The 18,009-nt window shown below is 67.2% G+C and carries 17 protein-coding genes; 9 read left to right on the top strand and 8 right to left on the bottom strand.

Annotation, left to right across the window (positions count from 1 at the left end):
* From ADL25_RS34110 to ADL25_RS34095, 4 genes are all read right to left on the bottom strand, one after another.
* Complete coding sequence (locus ADL25_RS34110; RefSeq protein WP_059131801.1) at nucleotides 1-960, bottom strand: DNA cytosine methyltransferase; 960 nt, start codon at nucleotides 958-960, stop codon at nucleotides 1-3.
* Nucleotides 961-1,061: 101 nt separating this feature from the next.
* The gene (locus tag ADL25_RS34105) at nucleotides 1,062-4,016 is read right to left on the bottom strand and encodes a Z1 domain-containing protein (RefSeq protein WP_059131770.1); all 2,955 of its coding nucleotides are present in this window, start codon (nucleotides 4,014-4,016) and stop codon (nucleotides 1,062-1,064) included.
* Nucleotides 4,017-4,051: 35 nt separating this feature from the next.
* Complete coding sequence (locus ADL25_RS34100; protein WP_063805793.1) at nucleotides 4,052-5,047, bottom strand: PD-(D/E)XK motif protein; 996 nt, start codon at nucleotides 5,045-5,047, stop codon at nucleotides 4,052-4,054.
* Nucleotides 5,040-6,569, bottom strand: a complete 1,530-nt coding sequence (locus tag ADL25_RS34095; RefSeq protein ID WP_059131769.1) for an ATP-binding protein — start codon at nucleotides 6,567-6,569, stop codon at nucleotides 5,040-5,042. The genes ADL25_RS34100 and ADL25_RS34095 overlap by 8 nt, the downstream gene beginning before the upstream one ends.
* Before the next feature lie 342 nt (nucleotides 6,570-6,911).
* On the opposite strand from ADL25_RS34095, the gene ADL25_RS34090 reads away from it, so the two are divergent.
* The 4 genes from ADL25_RS34090 (at nucleotide 6,912) to ADL25_RS51665 (ending at nucleotide 8,874) form a co-directional block, all read left to right on the top strand.
* Nucleotides 6,912-7,298 carry a hypothetical protein gene (locus tag ADL25_RS34090; RefSeq protein ID WP_234381151.1) on the top strand — a complete coding sequence of 129 codons (387 nt, stop codon included), beginning with the start codon at nucleotides 6,912-6,914 and terminating at the stop codon, nucleotides 7,296-7,298.
* Nucleotides 7,222-7,509, top strand: a complete 288-nt coding sequence (locus ADL25_RS51670; RefSeq protein WP_267889293.1) for a DUF6262 family protein — start codon at nucleotides 7,222-7,224, stop codon at nucleotides 7,507-7,509. The genes ADL25_RS34090 and ADL25_RS51670 overlap by 77 nt, the downstream gene beginning before the upstream one ends.
* Nucleotides 7,506-7,691 carry a hypothetical protein gene (locus tag ADL25_RS50960; RefSeq protein WP_234381149.1) on the top strand — a complete coding sequence of 62 codons (186 nt, stop codon included), beginning with the start codon at nucleotides 7,506-7,508 and terminating at the stop codon, nucleotides 7,689-7,691. The genes ADL25_RS51670 and ADL25_RS50960 overlap by 4 nt, the downstream gene beginning before the upstream one ends.
* A gap of 1,060 nt (nucleotides 7,692-8,751) precedes the next feature.
* Nucleotides 8,752-8,874 (top strand): hypothetical protein, encoded by a 123-nt coding sequence (locus tag ADL25_RS51665; RefSeq protein ID WP_267889292.1) that lies wholly within the window; start codon nucleotides 8,752-8,754, stop codon nucleotides 8,872-8,874.
* A 333-nt stretch (nucleotides 8,875-9,207) separates the two neighbouring features.
* Here the strand turns inward: ADL25_RS51665 and ADL25_RS34075 are convergent, their stop codons facing one another.
* Entirely contained in the window at nucleotides 9,208-9,570 is a 363-nt protein-coding gene (locus tag ADL25_RS34075; RefSeq protein WP_059131767.1) for a hypothetical protein, read from the bottom strand.
* Between the two features lie 374 nt (nucleotides 9,571-9,944).
* Between ADL25_RS34075 and ADL25_RS34070 the strand changes: the two genes are divergently transcribed.
* The 4 genes from ADL25_RS34070 to ADL25_RS34055 all read left to right on the top strand — a co-directional run bounded on the left by ADL25_RS34070 (nucleotide 9,945) and on the right by ADL25_RS34055 (nucleotide 12,035).
* Nucleotides 9,945-10,382 (top strand): hypothetical protein, encoded by a 438-nt coding sequence (locus ADL25_RS34070; RefSeq protein WP_234381148.1) that lies wholly within the window; start codon nucleotides 9,945-9,947, stop codon nucleotides 10,380-10,382.
* A gap of 211 nt (nucleotides 10,383-10,593) precedes the next feature.
* Entirely contained in the window at nucleotides 10,594-10,842 is a 249-nt protein-coding gene (locus ADL25_RS50955) for a hypothetical protein (RefSeq protein ID WP_234381147.1), read from the top strand.
* 138 nt (nucleotides 10,843-10,980) lie between these two features.
* Complete coding sequence (locus tag ADL25_RS34060) at nucleotides 10,981-11,709, top strand: hypothetical protein (protein ID WP_059131765.1); 729 nt, start codon at nucleotides 10,981-10,983, stop codon at nucleotides 11,707-11,709.
* 71 nt (nucleotides 11,710-11,780) lie between these two features.
* Complete coding sequence (locus tag ADL25_RS34055) at nucleotides 11,781-12,035, top strand: hypothetical protein (protein WP_059131764.1); 255 nt, start codon at nucleotides 11,781-11,783, stop codon at nucleotides 12,033-12,035.
* Between the two features lie 302 nt (nucleotides 12,036-12,337).
* On the opposite strand, the gene ADL25_RS34050 is transcribed toward ADL25_RS34055, so the two are convergent.
* From ADL25_RS34050 to ADL25_RS34040, 3 genes are all read right to left on the bottom strand, one after another.
* Entirely contained in the window at nucleotides 12,338-13,750 is a 1,413-nt protein-coding gene (locus ADL25_RS34050; protein WP_059131763.1) for a M20/M25/M40 family metallo-hydrolase, read from the bottom strand.
* A gap of 375 nt (nucleotides 13,751-14,125) precedes the next feature.
* Nucleotides 14,126-15,244: a hypothetical protein gene (locus tag ADL25_RS34045; RefSeq protein ID WP_159045058.1), complete on the bottom strand. Its 1,119-nt coding sequence runs from the start codon at nucleotides 15,242-15,244 to the stop codon at nucleotides 14,126-14,128.
* Nucleotides 15,245-15,656: 412 nt separating this feature from the next.
* Nucleotides 15,657-16,832 carry a site-2 protease family protein gene (locus tag ADL25_RS34040; RefSeq protein WP_059131761.1) on the bottom strand — a complete coding sequence of 392 codons (1,176 nt, stop codon included), beginning with the start codon at nucleotides 16,830-16,832 and terminating at the stop codon, nucleotides 15,657-15,659.
* A gap of 246 nt (nucleotides 16,833-17,078) precedes the next feature.
* Here ADL25_RS34040 and ADL25_RS34035 point away from each other — a divergent pair, with 246 nt between their 5' ends.
* Nucleotides 17,079-17,375: a hypothetical protein gene (locus ADL25_RS34035; protein WP_059131760.1), complete on the top strand. Its 297-nt coding sequence runs from the start codon at nucleotides 17,079-17,081 to the stop codon at nucleotides 17,373-17,375.
* Nucleotides 17,376-18,009: the final 634 nt, after the last annotated feature.

The raw sequence follows: 18,009 nt of genomic DNA, 5'->3' as shown, positions 1-18,009 counted from the left end.
TTAGCTGTGCAGGGTGGCTGCGATGGCATGTCCCACCGCAGTCGCAAGGGGCGGGGGCATGGCATGGCCGATCTGCCGGTAGACCGAGGTCTTGCCGCCGAAGAAGACCCAGTCCTCGGGGATGGACTGGATCATCGCCGCCTGACGTACGTTGAGTCGGGGCAGGCCTCCGATCGGGAAGTCCGCAGGCGGGAAGTCGTCGCCGAGGCTGTTGCCGTTGACGCCCAGGGAGGCCCATGCCTTCTTGCTACCGGTGGGGCCGAGGTCGGCGCCACCGCGACGGTCGGAGCCGCCGACGAGCGCAGGGGCCGGGCGATCGGCGTGCTCGGCCCAGCGCTGCGCACCGGGCCAGCCGCCAACAGCCATGGAGGGGCCGAGGGTTTCGCCCACGGTGGGTGCAGGACGGCCGCTGGGCTCGGGCCATGCGAAGGCACCGTGGTACGGAGCGGCAAGGGCGACGAGGAATCCGCTGCGGCGGATTTGGGGGACGTCGAAGTCGGCGGCGTTGAGCACCTTCCAGAAAGGCCGGTAACCGGCGTGCGTCAGCTCGTCCTCGATCCAGGAGCGGTCGTCGGCGAAGTCGTCGCTTTCCACAAGGTCGGCGACGTTCTCGAGCAACAGGGCCTTGGGTCTGACCGCGGTCAACAGCCAGATCGCGGCCTTGAGCAGCCCGCGTTCCGCCGTGTCCTCGGGGCGCCGCACGGCCGCTGCGGACTTGACCCGGGGAAGGCCGCCGCTGAGCAGGTCGACGTCATAGGTCTGAGGGTGCTCTGCGGGATCGAAGTCGAGCAGGTCGATGCAGCGCACGTCCCAGCGGCGCCGGTTGAGTCGGACCGTCCGGCAGGCGTGCTCCTTGGTGTCCATCAGCATGATCGGGTCGAAACCGGCCCGTTCCAGCCCGAGCGCTTGGGCGCCCGCGCCGGCGCAGATCTCAAGCGAAGTGTGTCTGTGCGCTTCCACCCATTCCCCCACCGGTGCACCCGACGGCGGTGGTGCATCGTCCGCACGCACCACCGCATCCATCAGAAGCGTAGAACCCCCCACTGACAGGCATAGGGATGCTAGGCGTCCTGATTTGTGATGATTGCGTCCCCTTCCCGAGAAGAGTCGATTGTCGTGAAACGCACCACCTTGTTGTCTTTGCCGTGCGCCGTGATCGGCGCGACAAAGGCGAAAGCGAGCACGAGTTTGCCCGGATCGAGCGTGCCGTCAACGCTGATGTCTGAGGTGTGCTTCCCCTCGACCACCGGGAACAACGCCAGTACTCCTCGCCGCCTGGCGGCGAGCGCATCCGTCGCCTCATCACCGCAGGACGGCAACGCTCCTGCGATCCTGAGCAGGGCCGGCCGGTGCCTGGGCTCGCTGATCGCTCCGAACAACGGTCCGCGGCGTCGATCGCGACCGAACCACGAGAAGGAGCGCGCCTTGCTGCCAAGCAGCAGTCTCTTGTTGCCCCCTGCGTGCTGTGGGGCGACGACCAGCCAGTCCTCGACCTGGGCCAGGGTGCCGCCGATCTCCTCCAGGTACCTTCGGTGCGGGGCGAACTGCTGTTCCGCTCCCCACTCCACCGTCCGGAGCACCTCCATCAGGTCGCCGTGTGCGACGAGTGCGGTGCGCGCGGGGAAGCGGAAGGTGACCGCCTCGCCGGTCTCACGCGTCACAGTGTGCGTGAAGGGCGTCGTTTCGTCCGAGAGGCGATCCAGGATCGGAGCCCACAGCTCGTTGTTGCGCTTGAGCGGCGCCGCCTTGCTCGGGTAGGCGGTGGGCTCCTCCCACTGACCTGGGGTGCGGACCTCGACCAGACGTGCATTGAACATCTTGTTGGGGCTGGTCGGCTTGAGCCACGGCAGGTGTTGCGAGACGAGTGGTGGAACCTGGGCGGGTGTTATCTGAGCTTCACCGTCGATCGGCCTGGCGTACTGCTCGAGCTGGGCGCGGAATGCTTCCTCGTCACGGCAGATGGCCTCGAACGCCTGGTAAAGGTCGATCTCCTTGGCCCCGCTCGTCTCCTCCCGGCCGACGTAGAGGCGGACGAGGTCGCGGTAGCCGCGGCGGAAGCCGAACCACCGGCCCATCTGCATGAGTGTGGATGCGTTGGTGGCGCGACGGCGGTAGTAGGAAACGGTCAGGCCTTCGACGGTGAAGCCCCGGGCGAGTTTCTGACCGCCGATGAGGATCTTCCAGATCGATCGCTTGTCGAAGTCGGCCTCGCCGGTCTCGATGTCCTTGTCGCCGTTGACGACGATGATGGGCTTGTCATCGCCTCCGATGCGCATGTATGCGGCACCGACGAAGGGCATCAGCTCGTCGAAGCTCGCGGGCACTGCCTCGCCCTCGGCGCGGGCGTGGGAGACCGGAGCGATGTCGGTGTCGAAGAGTGCGCGCAGCCGGGCGTGGCCGGCGGCACCGGTGTAGCCGCTCTCGTACCACAGCCGGGTGGCCAGCGCGAGAAGCTCACGGTGGTCGTGGGTCCGCACAGACTCGTGGATGAGCATGGTGTGGTGCTGGAAGTAGCGGTCACCGAGGCCGTTGGCTTCGCGGTACAGCTTCATGGCGGCAGTGAGCACGAACATGTCGATCGCCTGACGCAGACAGCTGTCGTCCTCCTCATCGTTCAGAACGATGTCGCGCACGTGGGCCTTCTCATTGGAGTTGGCGACGGTGCGCTGCTGCGGCAGAGGGTTCGAGTCGAGGTCGTGGAAGTCCTGGACGCCCATGTACCCGGCCGGGCGCGGCAGGGAGATGATGAAGTCCTTCGGGAAGATGTCCTCGGCGTCACTGGGATCGATGAAGACGTTGGCGAAAGGCGTCGCCGTGTATCCGACGTACTGGGCACGCGGCAACATCCGGAGCAGCTCGGAGATCTTCTCGTTGATCGCTGTGCGTTCTGCGTCGGGCTTGCTGAGGTTGCTGGTGTTGACCGAGGCCTCGTCCGACTCGTCGTCGATGATCAGCACCGGGATCTCACCGAGCGGCGTCTTGATCTTGTTGAGGTCCTTGACCAGCTTGGCGAGCACGGTCTTGTTCTTCTTGACCACCATGAGCCGCGCCGAACTGCGGTGCAGGTTGCGAGCCTCGTACAAGGGCAACGCCGGTTCCTGCTTCTCGAATTCAAGCGCGACGATGCCCTGCAGCAGGCTCTTGTAGTCGTTGTCCCGGGTCGTCATTCGGACGATGTCGACACCGCCCAGGGTGGAGGGCAGGGCACCGTGGGTGAGGAACTTGCCCTGGATCCATGCCGGGTCGTCGGCGTAGTCGGATTCGTGGTCGGGAGCCCCGCGCAGTATGTTCTCCCGGCCCACCAGTTCCATGTCCAGCCTGCGCTGGGTCTGGGCGCGCAGCAGATTCAACGTGCCTCCCAGGACGATGACGAGCCTGTAGCCGGCGTCGACGGCCTTGGCGATGACACCGGTGAAGTTGGCGGTCTTGCCGGACTGGACATAGCCGACGACCAGGCCTTTGGACTGATACGCGGCTTCGTCGGTGGGATCGGCCAGCAGTTCCACCACCCGGTCGGAGGCCTCGTCCAGCCCGGCCACTGCGGCCTCGTTCCAGCCCTTGGCGGCCAGCAGCCGAGCGTAGGCGGGCCAGTACCAACTGCGGCCGGTGAGCGACTGGCGGCTGTACCAGTCCCGGCGAGTCTCGCGGATGACGACCGGCGCGGCTTCCTTGGCCACGGGGATCAAATTGTTGATCACCTTGCTCGTGTCGGCATCCAGGCCGAGCAGTTTCAGCACCTCCGCACGGCGCTGGTCGGTTCGTGCGCCGGTGTCGCTCCAGTGCGGGGCGTCGACGAAGTCCCACTCCGTGAGCTGCTTGCGCCACAGTTCAAGCAGCTGATCGCCAGGGCGGGCCGCAAGAAGGAAGTCGAGGAAATCCCGATCCGGAACCTCGATGGGCTCGTCGAGTTCCTCACCATAGAAGTCCAAGGCGCGCTGGAGTCGCTTGGGGCGTCCCCCGGCCATTCCGGCCAGGGCGTCCCGGTGCAGGGCCAGACGGGTGGCGTCGTCGATCATCGGTTCCTCGTCAAGGACTGGAAGATGGAGGTGGATCAGGGGAGGCGGAGAACAATCAACGGTGCAGGCGGTTGTGGTGCGGGCGGCAGTCCGGTCAGGTCGATGCGGTAACTCAGGTTGTCGATCCGGGCGCGCAGTGTCGGCGACATCCCGTCCAACAAGGGGTCGTCGATCCTGGGCAGCCGAGCGTCCACCGGCAGGACGAGCGGGGCGGAGCGCAATGACCATCGCTCCTCGTCTGTCGCGGCGGGGTCCCACCCGTAGCCGGCCAAGTGGTCGTCGAGCACTACAAGCTGTTGCGGCGCGTGCGTACGCACCTGATCACGCACGGCGGTGACGCAGTCGGCGAGTGAGCGGCCGGATGCACCCCCACGGGTGACCTGGAGCGAGACAAGCCACAGAGGACGGTGCGGCTTGGGGGTCAGCTGACCTGCGCCGTGGATGACGTGACGTCGCTGCTCCAAGGCCGTGGTCTTGACTTCGATGTCATACGCGGGCAACGCGAAGTCGTGTTCCTCGGCACTGCCGCCGACCCACGCAGTGACCGCGTCGGCCCAGCCGATGCCCGGAAGGGCGCCGATGGCATGGAGGACAGCAAGTTCACCGATCAGACCGATGCGTTTCTCCGTGTCCAGCACCCGTCGACGGTTCAGCAGGGCACTCCAGGCCCGAACCGTCTCGGCAAAGGCCTCCTCCAGACTGTGATGGTGCTCGACGATGCGGTGGGCCACCGCACACAGCAAGTCGTGGAAATCGCGCGCAAGGGAAGGATCGACGCTACGGATCCTGGCCATGCGCAGCCCCTCGACCGCAACCTGGTCGATGCGGATCATCGGAAGGGCGGATCGCGGCGGTCGCTGATGCGCGCCCAGTTCCACGTGCAGGGCAATGTCCTGGGCGGCAACGACATAATCCACGCGGGGCCTGGCAAGCCCGTTCAGGCGCACGGTGGTGGCCAAACCGCGATCGAGGTAGTACTCGATGTCGCCCCAGGCGACCTCAGGGTCGGGCCGGGTGTGCCGTTCAGTCATCCTCCACCAACCGGTCCAGTTCGGAACGGGCCGCGGCCACCAGGATGGACTGCCACAGCTGCAGGGTGTCCTTCTCCCTCGGACCGCTGTGTGCCTTCTGGAAGACCTGTTGGAGCATCAGGTACAAGAGCGACTTGATCATCGGTGCGTCGTTGAGCCCGCCCCGGCGCCCGCCCAGGATCGCCGTCCGATACATCGAGTTCAGGCGGATGACGTGGTTCTCACGGTCCAGATCGAAAAACTCTCCCCCCTCCAGCTTCTGCCAACGGATCTCGACCGGGTCCTCGTACTCCCGGAAAGGCAATTCTTCCTTGATCACCTGCCGAATCTCAGGGGGGATGCCTTTGCCGGGCGGGATCACCGGCTCGCGCGTGGGGCCGCTACGCCGGCGGGCCTCACGATAGGCGTCCTGCGCAGCGGCGAGGTATTCGAGGAAGGACGTGCCGTCTGCGTCCTGCGCTTGCTCGAGCGAGCTGGCGAAGTCGGGGGAGGTTTCCACACCGGACTTCTTCACCGTCAGCCTGAACGCGTCGCCCAGGTTGGGGGGTAGGTCGATGGCGACACGGGCGAGCGAGAGGTGTTGCTCGGCCTGGCGGAACTTGTTCCAGCCGCCCGCTTGAACCAGACGATCGTTGCGGTAGAAGTAGAAGCCCTGGCGCTCCAGCACCGACCCGATGGCCTTGTATCCGTCGAGGTTCGATCGAGGCGTCCAGATGTGGGCCCGCAGTGCGACATCCCCCTGGCCAGCGATGGGAGCCGTGAACCGACGCGGGTAGGTCGGGTCTCCGCTGACCGGGTACCCGAAGGGATCCACCGGCTGCACGCCGAAGTCCAGGTACACCGTGCCGGTGCGCACATCCTCGACCGCGATGGTTATGTTGAAATCCTCGCGGGCCAGAAAACGGTGCAAATGAAGCCCCAGGTGCAGGCCCAGCCGGGCGATGATCCGATTGAGGTAGCGATCGGTCTGACCTCCACCGCCATGCCGAGGGAAGTCCTTGACGCCGTCCCACCGCACGACCGTTCCCTGCCAGGTGATCGGCCGGTCGTAGTAGCGGTCGAGCAGAGTCTGGGCGTAGCCAGGATCCACAATGTCGCAGCGGTGGTCACTCTTGGCACGCTCCATCGCCCACCGCCGCCCCACCGGGCGGGTGCGCCGGGTCTTGCTGACCACGGTCACACTGTCCGCCTGCGACAAGGACGCGGACTTCAGACCGGTGCCGAACATGCCCAGGGCCTTCGCCCCGTAGTCCTGACGGCCACCGACAGTCATGGCGACGTCCAACCCCTCCTCGTCCATCCCCCAGCCGTCATCGACGACCAGGAGACTGACGAGCCGGTCCCCGTCGCGCAAGAAGTGGATCACGACATCCCTGGCACCGGCATCGACCGAGTTGTCCACGAGGTCGGCAACGGCCACCTCGAAGTCATATCCCTGGCTGCTCAGCGCCTCCCAGGAACGGGCATCCGGCACAAGGATCTTGCTGCCGGTAGTCGGGACATCGAACCGCCAGTCGGTCATGGCCTGCCTCGAGCTTGGACGAGCCCACGCAACAGTTCCTACAGACTCGTCGGTCATTTCTGTTCATGCCGACCGTAGCGGGCAGCACCGACACACGTGCTCGGAGCGGCAGCCAACGATCCAGGGAAGTGACGGAGCCTGACCCTGTCCCCCACACCATCAAAACGACAGCCCGGACCGGATCACGAACTCCTCCGGCAACAACACAACAACCGGACGACCCTTCCGAGAATCAATGGACGAGCACCGCATCCCCCGGGTGCCGACCCCCCGCAGATGCCGGGCTACACAGATTATCCATGTCCGCTACACATAAGCGACACCGTTGCCACAATCGTGACCTTGCCTGACAGACAATCAAGAGGACATCAACACGCAGAAGCCGAGTTCGTCCTCTCAGGCGCCGACCTCCTCTACTGGCGGCGCAAGCGCGAGCAGTGGCGGCTGCTGGCCGAGCGCTCCCCCGACGACGCCACCGCCGACTACCTCCACCGCTACTTCGAGCCCATTGCCCGTGCCCTCGACAGCCTGGAGAAGGCCCTGGCCGGCCTCGGCCTCATCGACGACGCCCTCGCCCTGGACTTGCGCAAACCCCAGAACTACTTCCACCGCGTGTGGTCCACCGCCTTCCGGGCCGCCGACCTCGCCGACGCTGGCATCGAGGAGAAGAGCGAGTACAGCGATACGTGCTCAGCCGAGGACACCGACCCCGAACAGGACGTCGTATGACCACCGCCCCCCCGCACCGCGCACGACCGCAGCCCTGGCGGCCCGTCGCCAGAAGACCGGTGCCGCCCTTCAGCGCGTTCACGACGCCATCGCTCGATTGCGGCGTGAGAAGGCCCAGGTCAGCGTCGCCGCCGTCGCCCGCCGCGCGGACGTCTCGCGCACCTTCCTCTATGACAACCCCGATGCCCGGGCCGCCTCGCTTCGTCGATGACGGAGGCCGGCGAACGACGATCGGGGATGCTCGTCGAACAGGACGACGAACGCGAGGCAACCTGGCGCGAACGCGCGCTGAACGCAGAGGATGCTCTCAAGGCCGCCCACGCTGAAATCCGCACCCAGCGCACCAGCATCGGCGAACTCCTCGGTCAGATCCGCGACTTGGAGGCAGAGTAGACCGAGGCGGCCATCCAGCGGATCACCACCGAGAACACCACCCTCAAGCAACGGGTCCGGCAGCTCGCCGCCGACAGCCGCCACCTCAACGAACCTCCAGGCCGTCCGTTCCAACCTTCGCTTCCAAGACCGCCGCATCGCGGACCTCGAAGCCCGGCTCGCCGAAACAGGGGCAGGGGCAGGAACGTGATCCTGCCCCGGTGAACACGGCTTCGGGGGACAATGAGCTGATGCCATCCTGAAAACTGCAGGTCGCTGGGGGTGTTGTGGGTCGGTGATGGGGTGCTCGGGCTGGTCGGGCTGGTCGGGCTGGTCGGGGACGTGATCGCGGGAGAGCGATCGTCGGTCAGCGGGAGACCTCGGCGTTCGTCAGTACGAGCAAAGCGCGCAGGAGCTGGGTGCTGTGCCGGACGCTCATGCGGAGCTTGGTGAAGGGCGCGCGCCGCTGGCCCGGGCCAGCCGAGCGGCTGTCTTCCGCTGGCTGAACATGTACAACACCTGGCGCAGGCATTCGGCCAACGGCCAGCTCAGTCCCGTCGCCTACGAGAAGCGCCAATCGGCTACCATGACACTCGCCGCATAAGCACACAAACCCGTGTCTACCATCCGGGGTGAAGCCCCCTACACGCTCCAGCCGTACACGACCAACCATCTGAAGTGCTCCAACTGTGAAACGATCGTGAATAGGGATCAGGTCTCTTGACCTCCCGACAGACTTCGACGCCGCACTCGGCGGACGGATGACACGCACTCTCCAGGTGGCGAGCAGGATGACGGCGTCCATCAGGCGCCAGCGAGAGAAGGGAATGCACGTGGCTGATTCGGACAACTGGTGCGACGCCCTGTACTTCCCGTACGGTCGGCGCCAATTGGGAGGGGTGCGCTGCCGTCTGGAGCCCGAGCACGGCGGAGATCATTGGTGCGAGGCCGAGGACGAAATGGACTCATAGCCCCGAGTCCACGCTGATTTAAGCTCCACCCCAACCAAGCCGGGCGGCCACCTCGAAGGTGAGTTGCCTGACTGAGGACGCCGCCGAATTCAACATATCGGGAGACAAAGATGGATCGGGCAGAACTAAAGGCCGAAATCGACGAGCTGATGCGCCAGTATCACGACGGCGAAATTGACGGCGAGACCTACTCGCGGGCGATGATGGAGTTGACCACCTCCGCACAGGAATGACATCCCGGCCCTCAATCGTTCATGACCGCTATCGGTTGATCTTGTGCCCGCGATGTCGCTTCTGTCTTCCTGTCGGGCGTTGCCGGGTAGAGGTGCGCGTCGGCTGTCGCGCCGGATTCCACGGGGCCACAGGTGCCGCGGGGGCCTCCTCTCGGCGCTGGTGGGGCGAGGGTGGTGGAACGCGGTGACGATCTGCTCGGCCCAGTGCCAGCTTGCGGGGATCTTCAGTCTTCGGCGGCGCTGGCCGTGCACGATCACGGCGGGCACGTGCAGGAGGCGGTAACGCAGGGTCTTCGGAGTAGCTTTGGCCAAGCCGCCTGTGCAGGCGAGGAGTTAGAGCCAGCAGCGCAGGTCCGCTGCGATTGCGGTGACGGTGAGCCACGCCTGGTTGACGCGCACCCAACGCGAGGGGAAGCGGTTCAGGCTCTCGGCCTTGCTGTCGCAGATCTTGGTTTCCACCCGGGCGTGGCTGCGGTCCCGGCAGTCAAGCCAGGCGGCCTGGCCCACCGCGGCCACGATCTTTATGATCGCGTGGTAGTCCGCACGCAGCGCGCTGGTGCCCATCGCGACCTCGCGGTGCGGGACCAGCAGCATCCCGCCCGCCCCCGGCGCGATCGTGACCCGCTCGAACTCCTCGGCCATGGCCGGGTCGTCGGCCTGTCCGGCGCGCTGAGCGTCGGCGAACTGCCCGAACACCGCCTCTGCCGCCTCCAGTTACGCGACCTCCACGTTCAGGTCGGCGAGCTCCTTCCGCAGCCGCTCGGCACGGTCGGCGAGCACCAGTCGCCACTGCATCACCCACGTCAACACGTCCACCACCAGCAAATCCTCCCGTCCAGCCCTGCTTCGGAGCGTAGGAGGCCACGGGGTCCCGGCGCCCCGATTCGCTCGAACCGGACACAGACAGACGATCTCATGCTACCGATCACGCCCACGACCAGTCCGAGTCTCCGCACCCGCCTCACGCCAGGCCCATGACTAGCAACTTCAGGATGGAAATAGCTCAATGGAGCAGCCGTCCGGACGGACGGCTGCTCCATTGTTCCCCGAAGCCGACGAAGGACTACACATTGACCATGCAGTTCCCGGATCCTGGGCGCGTCATCGAGACCGAGATCCGGATCAAGGCCCGAAAGATCCTCAAAGCCATGTCCACCGATGCCCTCACGGTGTGGGAAGAGGCCATGGAAGAGATCAAGGAAGATGCACTAGGCGAAGGCATTGTGTTGTCCACCCAGGCATTCAAAGGAAAGTTTGACACCGACGACGAAGTCTGGCTCGGCCCCCGGGAGCTGAACCTTGACCGATACATGTGCGAAGAGGGCCTGGGCGTGCTGACGATGGTCGAGTACGCCATCGCAGGGACTGCCACCCGGTGCGAGGTGGTCACGTGCCGTCAGTTCGGTGATGTGGTCCACCGCATGGTCGTCGGGGAAATCGTGGTGGGCGGCACGCCCGCCAATCCCAGCCGTCCGGCGATCCCCCAAGAACGGCTGGAACTACCCTAAAAGCAAATGCACTTCAGCGGAGCTGATTACCTTCGTGCCGGATGAGGGCAGGGCGAGGACGAGCCATGGGCGCGGGCATCCTTCATCGACGAGATCGTCACTGTGCAGCGGCAGCTGGAGGCCTGCACCACCGGCTCTGTCCAGGTGTTCGACCGGTCACCGGTCTGTACCCACACTCGCCACCTATCTGAGCCGGCCGGTGTCCCGGGCGTTGGCCGCAGAACTCAAACGGATCACCTCTTTCGGGATCTATGAGCGGCAGGTGCTCTTCGTTCGCAATCTGGGCTTCTGCGAGCCCACCGCGGCCCGGCGGATCAGTTTTCAGGAATCGTTGGTCTTCGAGAAGATCCACGAACAGAGCTACCGCGATTTCGGCTACGAGCTCATCGCCATCCCTGCCGACGATCTGTCCAACCGCGTTGCCGTGGTCGACTCAGTGATCTCCCGGGCCGCCTCGTGAACGACTCCTGGTGTCATCGCCACGGCGGGGTCATCTCACTGCACCGTCCACCGGCCCGTCCAGCCACCCGGCCCGACTCCATCACCACCACGTGGAGAACATGCACGTCTGTTCGGCCGTCGTGCGGGTTACGCCTGCGTGGGGCTCTGGGCGTGCTCGCCGTACGCGTTCGCCCTGTGGGTGCCCTACTCCGAGGCCACCTTCACCGCCTTCCTCATGTGGACGCTGATCGCGGTGGTGGCGCGCCGCTGGTTGTGGGCGGGCGTCCTGTGCGCGCTGGCCGGCACTGTGCGGCCGACCTCGGCCGTACTGGTGGCAGTGGTAGCCGTCAGCGCGATCCGAGCCATGACGCTGCGCCGGGCCGGCTGGCGGCCATGGGCAGCGATGGGCCTTGCGCCGCTCGGACTCATCTTCAGCTGGCTTTACCTGGGCAGCCGCATAGGCCGGCTCGACGGCTGGTTCATCGCGGAGAAGGCCTGGGACCAGCAATTCGACTTCGGCCTGGGCAGTCTGCGGTTCCTGCAGAAACTGATCACCTATCAGAGTATGGACATCCGCTATCCGCTGGTGCTGACGGTGATCCTCGTCGTAGCTGTAGGCGTGGTCGCCCTGGCACTGGACCGCCAGGTGCCATGGCCACTGGTACTGGCGCTCGCCGGAGCCTGGGAGCTGATGTTCGGCACACCGGGCGCACCCTTGTCCAAGCCCCGCTTCATCCTGCCGTTCCTGCCGATCATGCTCCTGCTGGTCATGCGGCCGGTCGCCCGACTGCCCCGCACCGTCCAGGGCTGCCTCTACGGAAGCGGAGCGATCTTCGCCGGCTGGTACGCATTCGGACTGCTGGTTCTCTTCAAACACCCGCCCTGAGCCGTGTTCGACAGATACGGGTCTTAAGCACCCAGCGCAGCCGCGCCACATCTTGGCAGCGGCAGGCGGGCATGCTCGACGTGGTGGGGTCTGCCGCCGCCGTCTCGGCCTCCATGCGTCTGTTCAAAGTGCTGGTTGCGGCGGCGGTGCCCCCTGTGCTGCTGATCGGTCACGGGTTCGGCCCACACGGTTTCGGGGGTGGCGTCGCCGGTTGGCTGAAGCGGCGCTCGCTCCACGCCACGTCCGGGATCGAGGCACAGGCGGAGGAAACCACGGACGTCCTCCTCGGTGCGCAGGTCATTCATCGAGCTGCTCCTTCCGGTTGACAGCCGAGGCAAGCAGGGCAGGGCCCGGTAGGGCGCTGCATCCGGTGTCGGCTGCGGCAGCCTCGAGTACCCAGAACAGGCCGATTCTGTGCTCGCCGGGACTACGAGCGGCGGCATGTGCCGCGACTGCACGATCTGCCCCGCGGACATGGTCGGTCCAGGCCGGTGAGGCGTTGGGCGGCCCGCAGTGTGCCAGACGCTGATCGCCCAGCATGTCGAACGGGTGGGCGACCGGCCCTGACGTATAGCTGAGCACTCAGCGCCGATCTGCCACTACGAGCCAGATACCGACGGGGACATCATCATGAAGCCGGTTCCGGAAAGGCGACCGGGCTCTTGAGCCCCGCCTTGTTTACCGCTCTCACCCCGAAGAACACGTTGTCCTTGGACAGGTCCACTCCTTGTCGCGTCACGTCTCCGACCGGGATGACGTGGGTCCATTCGGGAGCCGTGGTCTCGCGCCAGACGATCTCGTAGCCGGCCAGGTCCGGCTCGGTGCCCCGGGTCCACACCAGGTCCGTGGAGTTCGTCAGCGTTGAGGTGATGATCTTCGCGCCCCGTGGCGTGCCGGGAGCCTGGGCCAGGGACCACAAGGTCGCAGCGTTGACCCGGGCCACACGAGCGATATATCGGAAGTCGCAGAACTCGGGCAGGTCGCCGAACTGCTTGCCCGTCTCGTCGACGCGTACGTCCTGGTGCTGGTGGGCGAAGTCCTCGGCCGGTTCCGTGAAGCGCGCCGCCGGGTAACTCCGTTCGAGGAACGGGATGTGGTCGCCGCCCCGAAGGTAACGGTCCCGGCGGTAGATAACGCGGACGTGCATGCCGGTCACATCGTTGTCGGCCACGTCGCGTACGAACCGAGACAGTTGACGGGTCGCGGAGTCGTTCTCGCCACCCACTGATCGGCGTATCGCGGCCTGCTCGGGCGTTTCGGAGGACGGGACGCCCTCCGCGAAGAGGCGGACGGTGTACGGATCCCTCGTGCCGTCGTCCGCGGTGGAGCTGCCGACGATGTCATTGGTGAACATGCCCTGCACGTCGACGCCGGCCGCCTTGAACTGTTGGGCCATGTGCGTCGCCCCGTACAACCCCTGCTCCTCCCCTGCCACCGCCGCGAAGACGATCGTCGACGCCGGCCGCCGCTTCGCCATCACGCGGGCCAGCTCCAAAACCACGGCCACACCGGATGCGTCGTCGTCCGCTCCCGGCGCATCCGAGGTGGCGTCCATGACATCCGTGACGCGTGAGTCGTAATGGCCGGAGACGACGTACACGCGCTCCGGGGTCACCGAGCCCCGCAGGGTGGCGATCACGTTCGTGATGCGGGTTGCAGTGGGGATGCGGGACGCCGGTTCCTGGATGTACGACTGGAGTTCCGCCGTCATGCGGCCGGCGGAAGCCGCGGCGTACGAGCGGAGCTCGGCGAGCAGCCAGTCGCGGGCAGCGCCGATGCCGCGTGCGGGGTCGTCTTGGATGGAAAGGGTGTGCCGAGTACCAAAGGAGACGAGCTTTCGGACTGTCGCCTCGATGCGGACCGGATCGATCTCCTGAAGCAGTGCGCGCAGTTCACGGGTTGGAGGCTGGGCCGTCACGGGTGGGCGGTCGCCCTTTCCTGGTGCTTGCACCGCCTCGGCCGTTCCCGTCGCTACCAGCGCCGACGCACCGCTCGCGGCCGACGCGGTCAGGACTGTTCTCCTGCTGAAAATGGGACGCATGTGTCCTCCCGGGGCAGGCTATGCCGACTGGCCCATGGTTGTGGACACGCCAAGTATGAGCAAGATAGATGCGGGGTGGCGATTCAACTGTAAGCACGGCCCGAGGAACAATGCCCGGTGCCCTTCGTGGACGCTTCTGTCGTCATGCATCCGAACCTACCCGGGAGCACTGACAGTTGAGAGCTCTTGATCATTATGGGCGGCATCACGCCGAAAGCTACCCGATTCCTCCCTGGCCTGAAGGCCGGCGCATCCTCGGAGGTCCCAGGTGACCGGTGAGCTGGGCACGAGTTCGCTGCTGCTCCCAGTGGCCGGGTTGCTGGGCGAAGGGCTGCAGCCCGGGGGCTGGCGCCGTGGGCGGTGGCGTGCGGCTCGTCATGCGCTGGTGCCTTCCAGCCGGCGAGTTGCGGCGGTGGCGCAGGTGGCGCAGCGGCCGTCGCTGTCGGGGTGGGCGCGCCGGGGCGTGGGGCCGGTGCAGCAGCTGCACAGCGGCCACTTCAGGCAGGCGGGGCAGAGGTTCTTGCCTGGGGCGCATCCGGGCAAGCCGCAGCCGGTGCATTCGGCGAGCGCCCGGTAGGCCAGCGCCTCGCGTACCGGGCGGTGGTCGGCGAGGGCGGTCTGGGAGGGCCGGGCCGCGGGGGCGGTATCCGGGCATGCGGCCGGGGGCGGGTAGGCGTGGGCGGCGTTCAGTCGGGCGGCGACGATCGCGTCGACGGAGCTGCGGATCCGGCCCGGCAGCGGTCGGCTGGCAACGATGCGGCGCACCTGCTCGGGGCTCCAGCCCGTCTCCAGCATGGCGGTCACGACCTGGCCCTGGTCCCGCAATGCGGGTCCAGTCAGCAGCAGTTCAGGATGCTCAACGCCGATCGACAGCAGCAGTCGGGCGCCCGCAGAGGGCTCCCCCGGTGGCGTGTGACGGGATGGGCTTTGCCTGCCGTCGGGCGGTGTTTGTGTGGCGTCGTCGTTATCGCGCCTGTGCGCGTGAGGGACGGATGGACGGACGGGGTTGGTGTTCTGGCGGGTGGTCTTCTTTCTGTTGGTGTTCTTTGTGAGCGGGTCAGCCTGCGCAGGTTCAGCCTGCGCAGGCTTTTCCGGCTCTGGCTCCGACCTGCGATTGTCCTTGCCGGTGGCCGGCGGTGTGGTGGAAGGCGGTGGTGCCGGGCCGGGGCGGCGGGCGGGGGGTTCGGGCATGTCCGTGATGAAGTAGGAGGCGGCGCCGAGCGTGCCGTCCGCGCGTCGTTCACGCTCGCGGACCAAATATCCATGCCGCTCCAACTCCTTGAGCGCGACGGTGACGGCGTCCTTCCCCTCCGGGCCCTGCCGGGCCAGTTCGGCAACGCTGACCCGCCAGCCGTCCCGGTGGGTGGAGATGAGCCCGAAGACCCCTTTGGCGCGATAGGAGATCTTCGGGTCGCGGAAGAGGCCGTTGCGGATTTGGGTGAACCGATCCGCCGCCATCGCCCCGCGGCGAATCCCCGCGCCGTAACCGCCCATCACGCCCTCGCCCGCACGAACCGCGCGCGGCGGCGAGGGCGGCGAGCGGACTGCGCAAACAGGAGGCGGCCGGCGTCGGCGGGTGCGGAAACGGGCGTGGGTTTCATAACGTCAGCTCACGCGGCACCCCCGACCAGACCGTCGGCCACAATCCCCGACCAGCGGTCACAATCGGGCAACAGGTCCGCTGTACTGCCGTGGTCCACCTCGTGGCCGGACCGACCATGTGCGCTTGCGTGCCCGCTCGTCACCAGCGAGATGTCCTGAGCGACGATCCCGATCCGAGAAGACGCCCGCAGGGCTGCCGTCGATCGGGCTCATGGTCGGGTCGACCATGCTGTGCTCGGCGCGCCTGTGCGCGGTCAAGAAAGTGGCTCGCTGCCCATGGCGGTGCGCAGATCGTGAGATGCGGCTACGCACCACTCCCCTGGCGGCCGACACCGCCGCCGGAAGGTGCACCACCACCTTGCTCCGGGCCCCTTCTCTGCCTTTTGGAGAGCCGGTCGATGTCGTACGTGGTGACGATCCCGCCAAGCCGACCGTCGTCCATGACCAGGATGGGCAGTCCGCCCCCGGAACCGAGGCGCTCCAGGACCGCGGTCAAAAGCTCGTCCGGTGCGGCGATCGTGCACTGTGAGAGCGGGGTGGCCACCTCTCGTACCCGCAGCGCCTCCCGACGCCCGGATGGCACGGCAGCCAGTCGGCGCAGCCGCACGACACCGCTGGGGCGGCCCTCGAAGTCCAGCAGCGGCAGAACCGAATGCCCTACCTGAGCCGCCGCCTCGGCCAGGAAGCGATCCACGGTGAGCCAGTCGGGACCGGTGACCACCGGACGGGTCATCGCCTGGGCCACCCGTACCCCGCGCAGGGCCGTGGCCAACTGGGCCCACCGTCGTTCGGCCGCGGCAGTGGACGCCACGAACAGGCCGATGACCATCAGCCACAATCCGCCCGACATCCCCTTCACGAACGTCCACCATCCCACCGCGGCCAGCACCATGCCGACGACTTGCCCGCCGCGACCGGCCGCCCGCTGGGCACGATCCCGGTCCCCCGTACGCCACCACAGCGCCGCCTGGAGCACCCGGCCCCCGTCCAGTGGCGCGCCGGGCAGCAGGTTGAAGACACCCAGCAGCAGGTTCGTGCCGCCCAGCCAGCCCAGCACGGCAACCGGTATCCGCCAATGGAGTACCGCGTCCACCCCGGCCGCGCCTCCGAGGGCGGCCCCGCCGAGCAGCAGGCTGGCGAGCGGCCCGCTGACAGCGACCGCGAACGCCGCCCGTGCCGTCGTCGGCCGGTCCATCCGGGTCATCCCGCCCAGCGCCCACAGCGTCACGTCCTGCACGGATATCCCAGCTCGGCGGGCCGTCAGCGCATGCGCCGCCTCATGCACCACCAGGCTCACGAGCAACAGCACAGCACCGACGACTGCGGCAACCGCGTACACCACCGGGGCCATGCCCGGCGCGTAGGTGGGCAGTGTCCGCTTGGCCAGGCCGTACGCGAAGAGCAGCATGATCAGCGGCACGCTCCAGTGCGCCCGCAGCTCCAGACCCCGCACCCTCCCGATCCGGATCGAACCCTTCATCGCCCTCACCGCCGAAAGGAGACACAGGGGGTAGGCCCGAACGCGGTTCGGGCCCCCTTTCCATGGTCCGTCCCGGCGGCCCCGCGGCCAAAAGCCGTCCTACGACACCAGGCCGACGCGGCCCTGAACCGTGCCAGGGATCCTCGGCAGCGCTGCGATCGCTGCACAGGCAGAACGGGTGCCGGGGACCTACGGTGGTGTGATGAGCGGGGCGGGCAACCGAACGGCGCTGCGGAGGAGACTGCGATGGAGGAGCACTTCGTCTGGGTGACGACGCGCCGCCTTCAGCCGGGCACACTGGAGGAGTTCGAGCGTGCATGGCGCCCGGCCGCCTACGCGCAGGGCATGCGCCGCGCCTTCGCGTACTGGTCCGAGGACGGACAGGAGATCACCGGGGTGTCGTTCTGGGACTCCCAAGAGGCGTGCGACTCCTGGCGGGCCTCCGAGCCGGAGGCCCAGCGGCGTACGGCCATGGCCCCGTATGTCGTCGAGGAGCGGGAGGGCTTCTACCGCGGCCGCGAACTCGCCCTCCCCCAGCGGTAGCCTCGGGCCGGCGGTGCCCCTGTAAGGCGCCGCGATCCGGTTGCCCTTCCCCTCACACGCACCCCGCGCCCCGCAGCCCGGCGCGGCGCTGCCGTCCATCCGTCGAAAACGGCCTTTACGTCCGCGCCGCACCTCCATCGGCGCACGCGGCGCACGGATATCGCCCGCTGCATCGGTGGGAGACGGGGCCGCGGGCTGAACGCTCCCGCAGGCGCTCTGAGCGTTGCAGACTGCGGGGGCGGCCGTCGAGGCGCCGGGCCCCGCGGACCCGACCGCCCGCACGGTCATCCTGCCGCCCCTTGAGCCGCCGGCCCGGCCGCGGCGCGCCAGCACCGCACCACCGACTCCCCGACCAGCTCGACGCTCACCTCGCTAGTGGCTCGTCACGCAGCCTTGGCCGGGTAATCGGCCCGCTGCTCGTGAGCCAGCAGACTGTCTCCGAGACCTGATCTTGGAGGTGGTTGTGGGACGCCCGCCGAGTGTGTTCGTCCGGCCGGTGAGTATGGAGGAAGGCCGCCGGCTGCAGCGGATCAGTCGCACCGCGAAGGACCCGGTGAAACTCCGCCGGGCGATCGTGGTGCTGATGTCCGCGCAGGGCCAGACGGTCAAGGACATCACCACGCTGATGCAGGTC

The organism is Streptomyces sp. NRRL F-5122 (assembly GCF_001507435.1).
Lineage (GTDB): Bacteria > Actinomycetota > Actinomycetes > Streptomycetales > Streptomycetaceae > Streptomyces > Streptomyces lannensis.
Note: the sequence above shows the minus strand (reverse complement) of the source record. Positions and strands in the feature narration are given on the sequence as shown.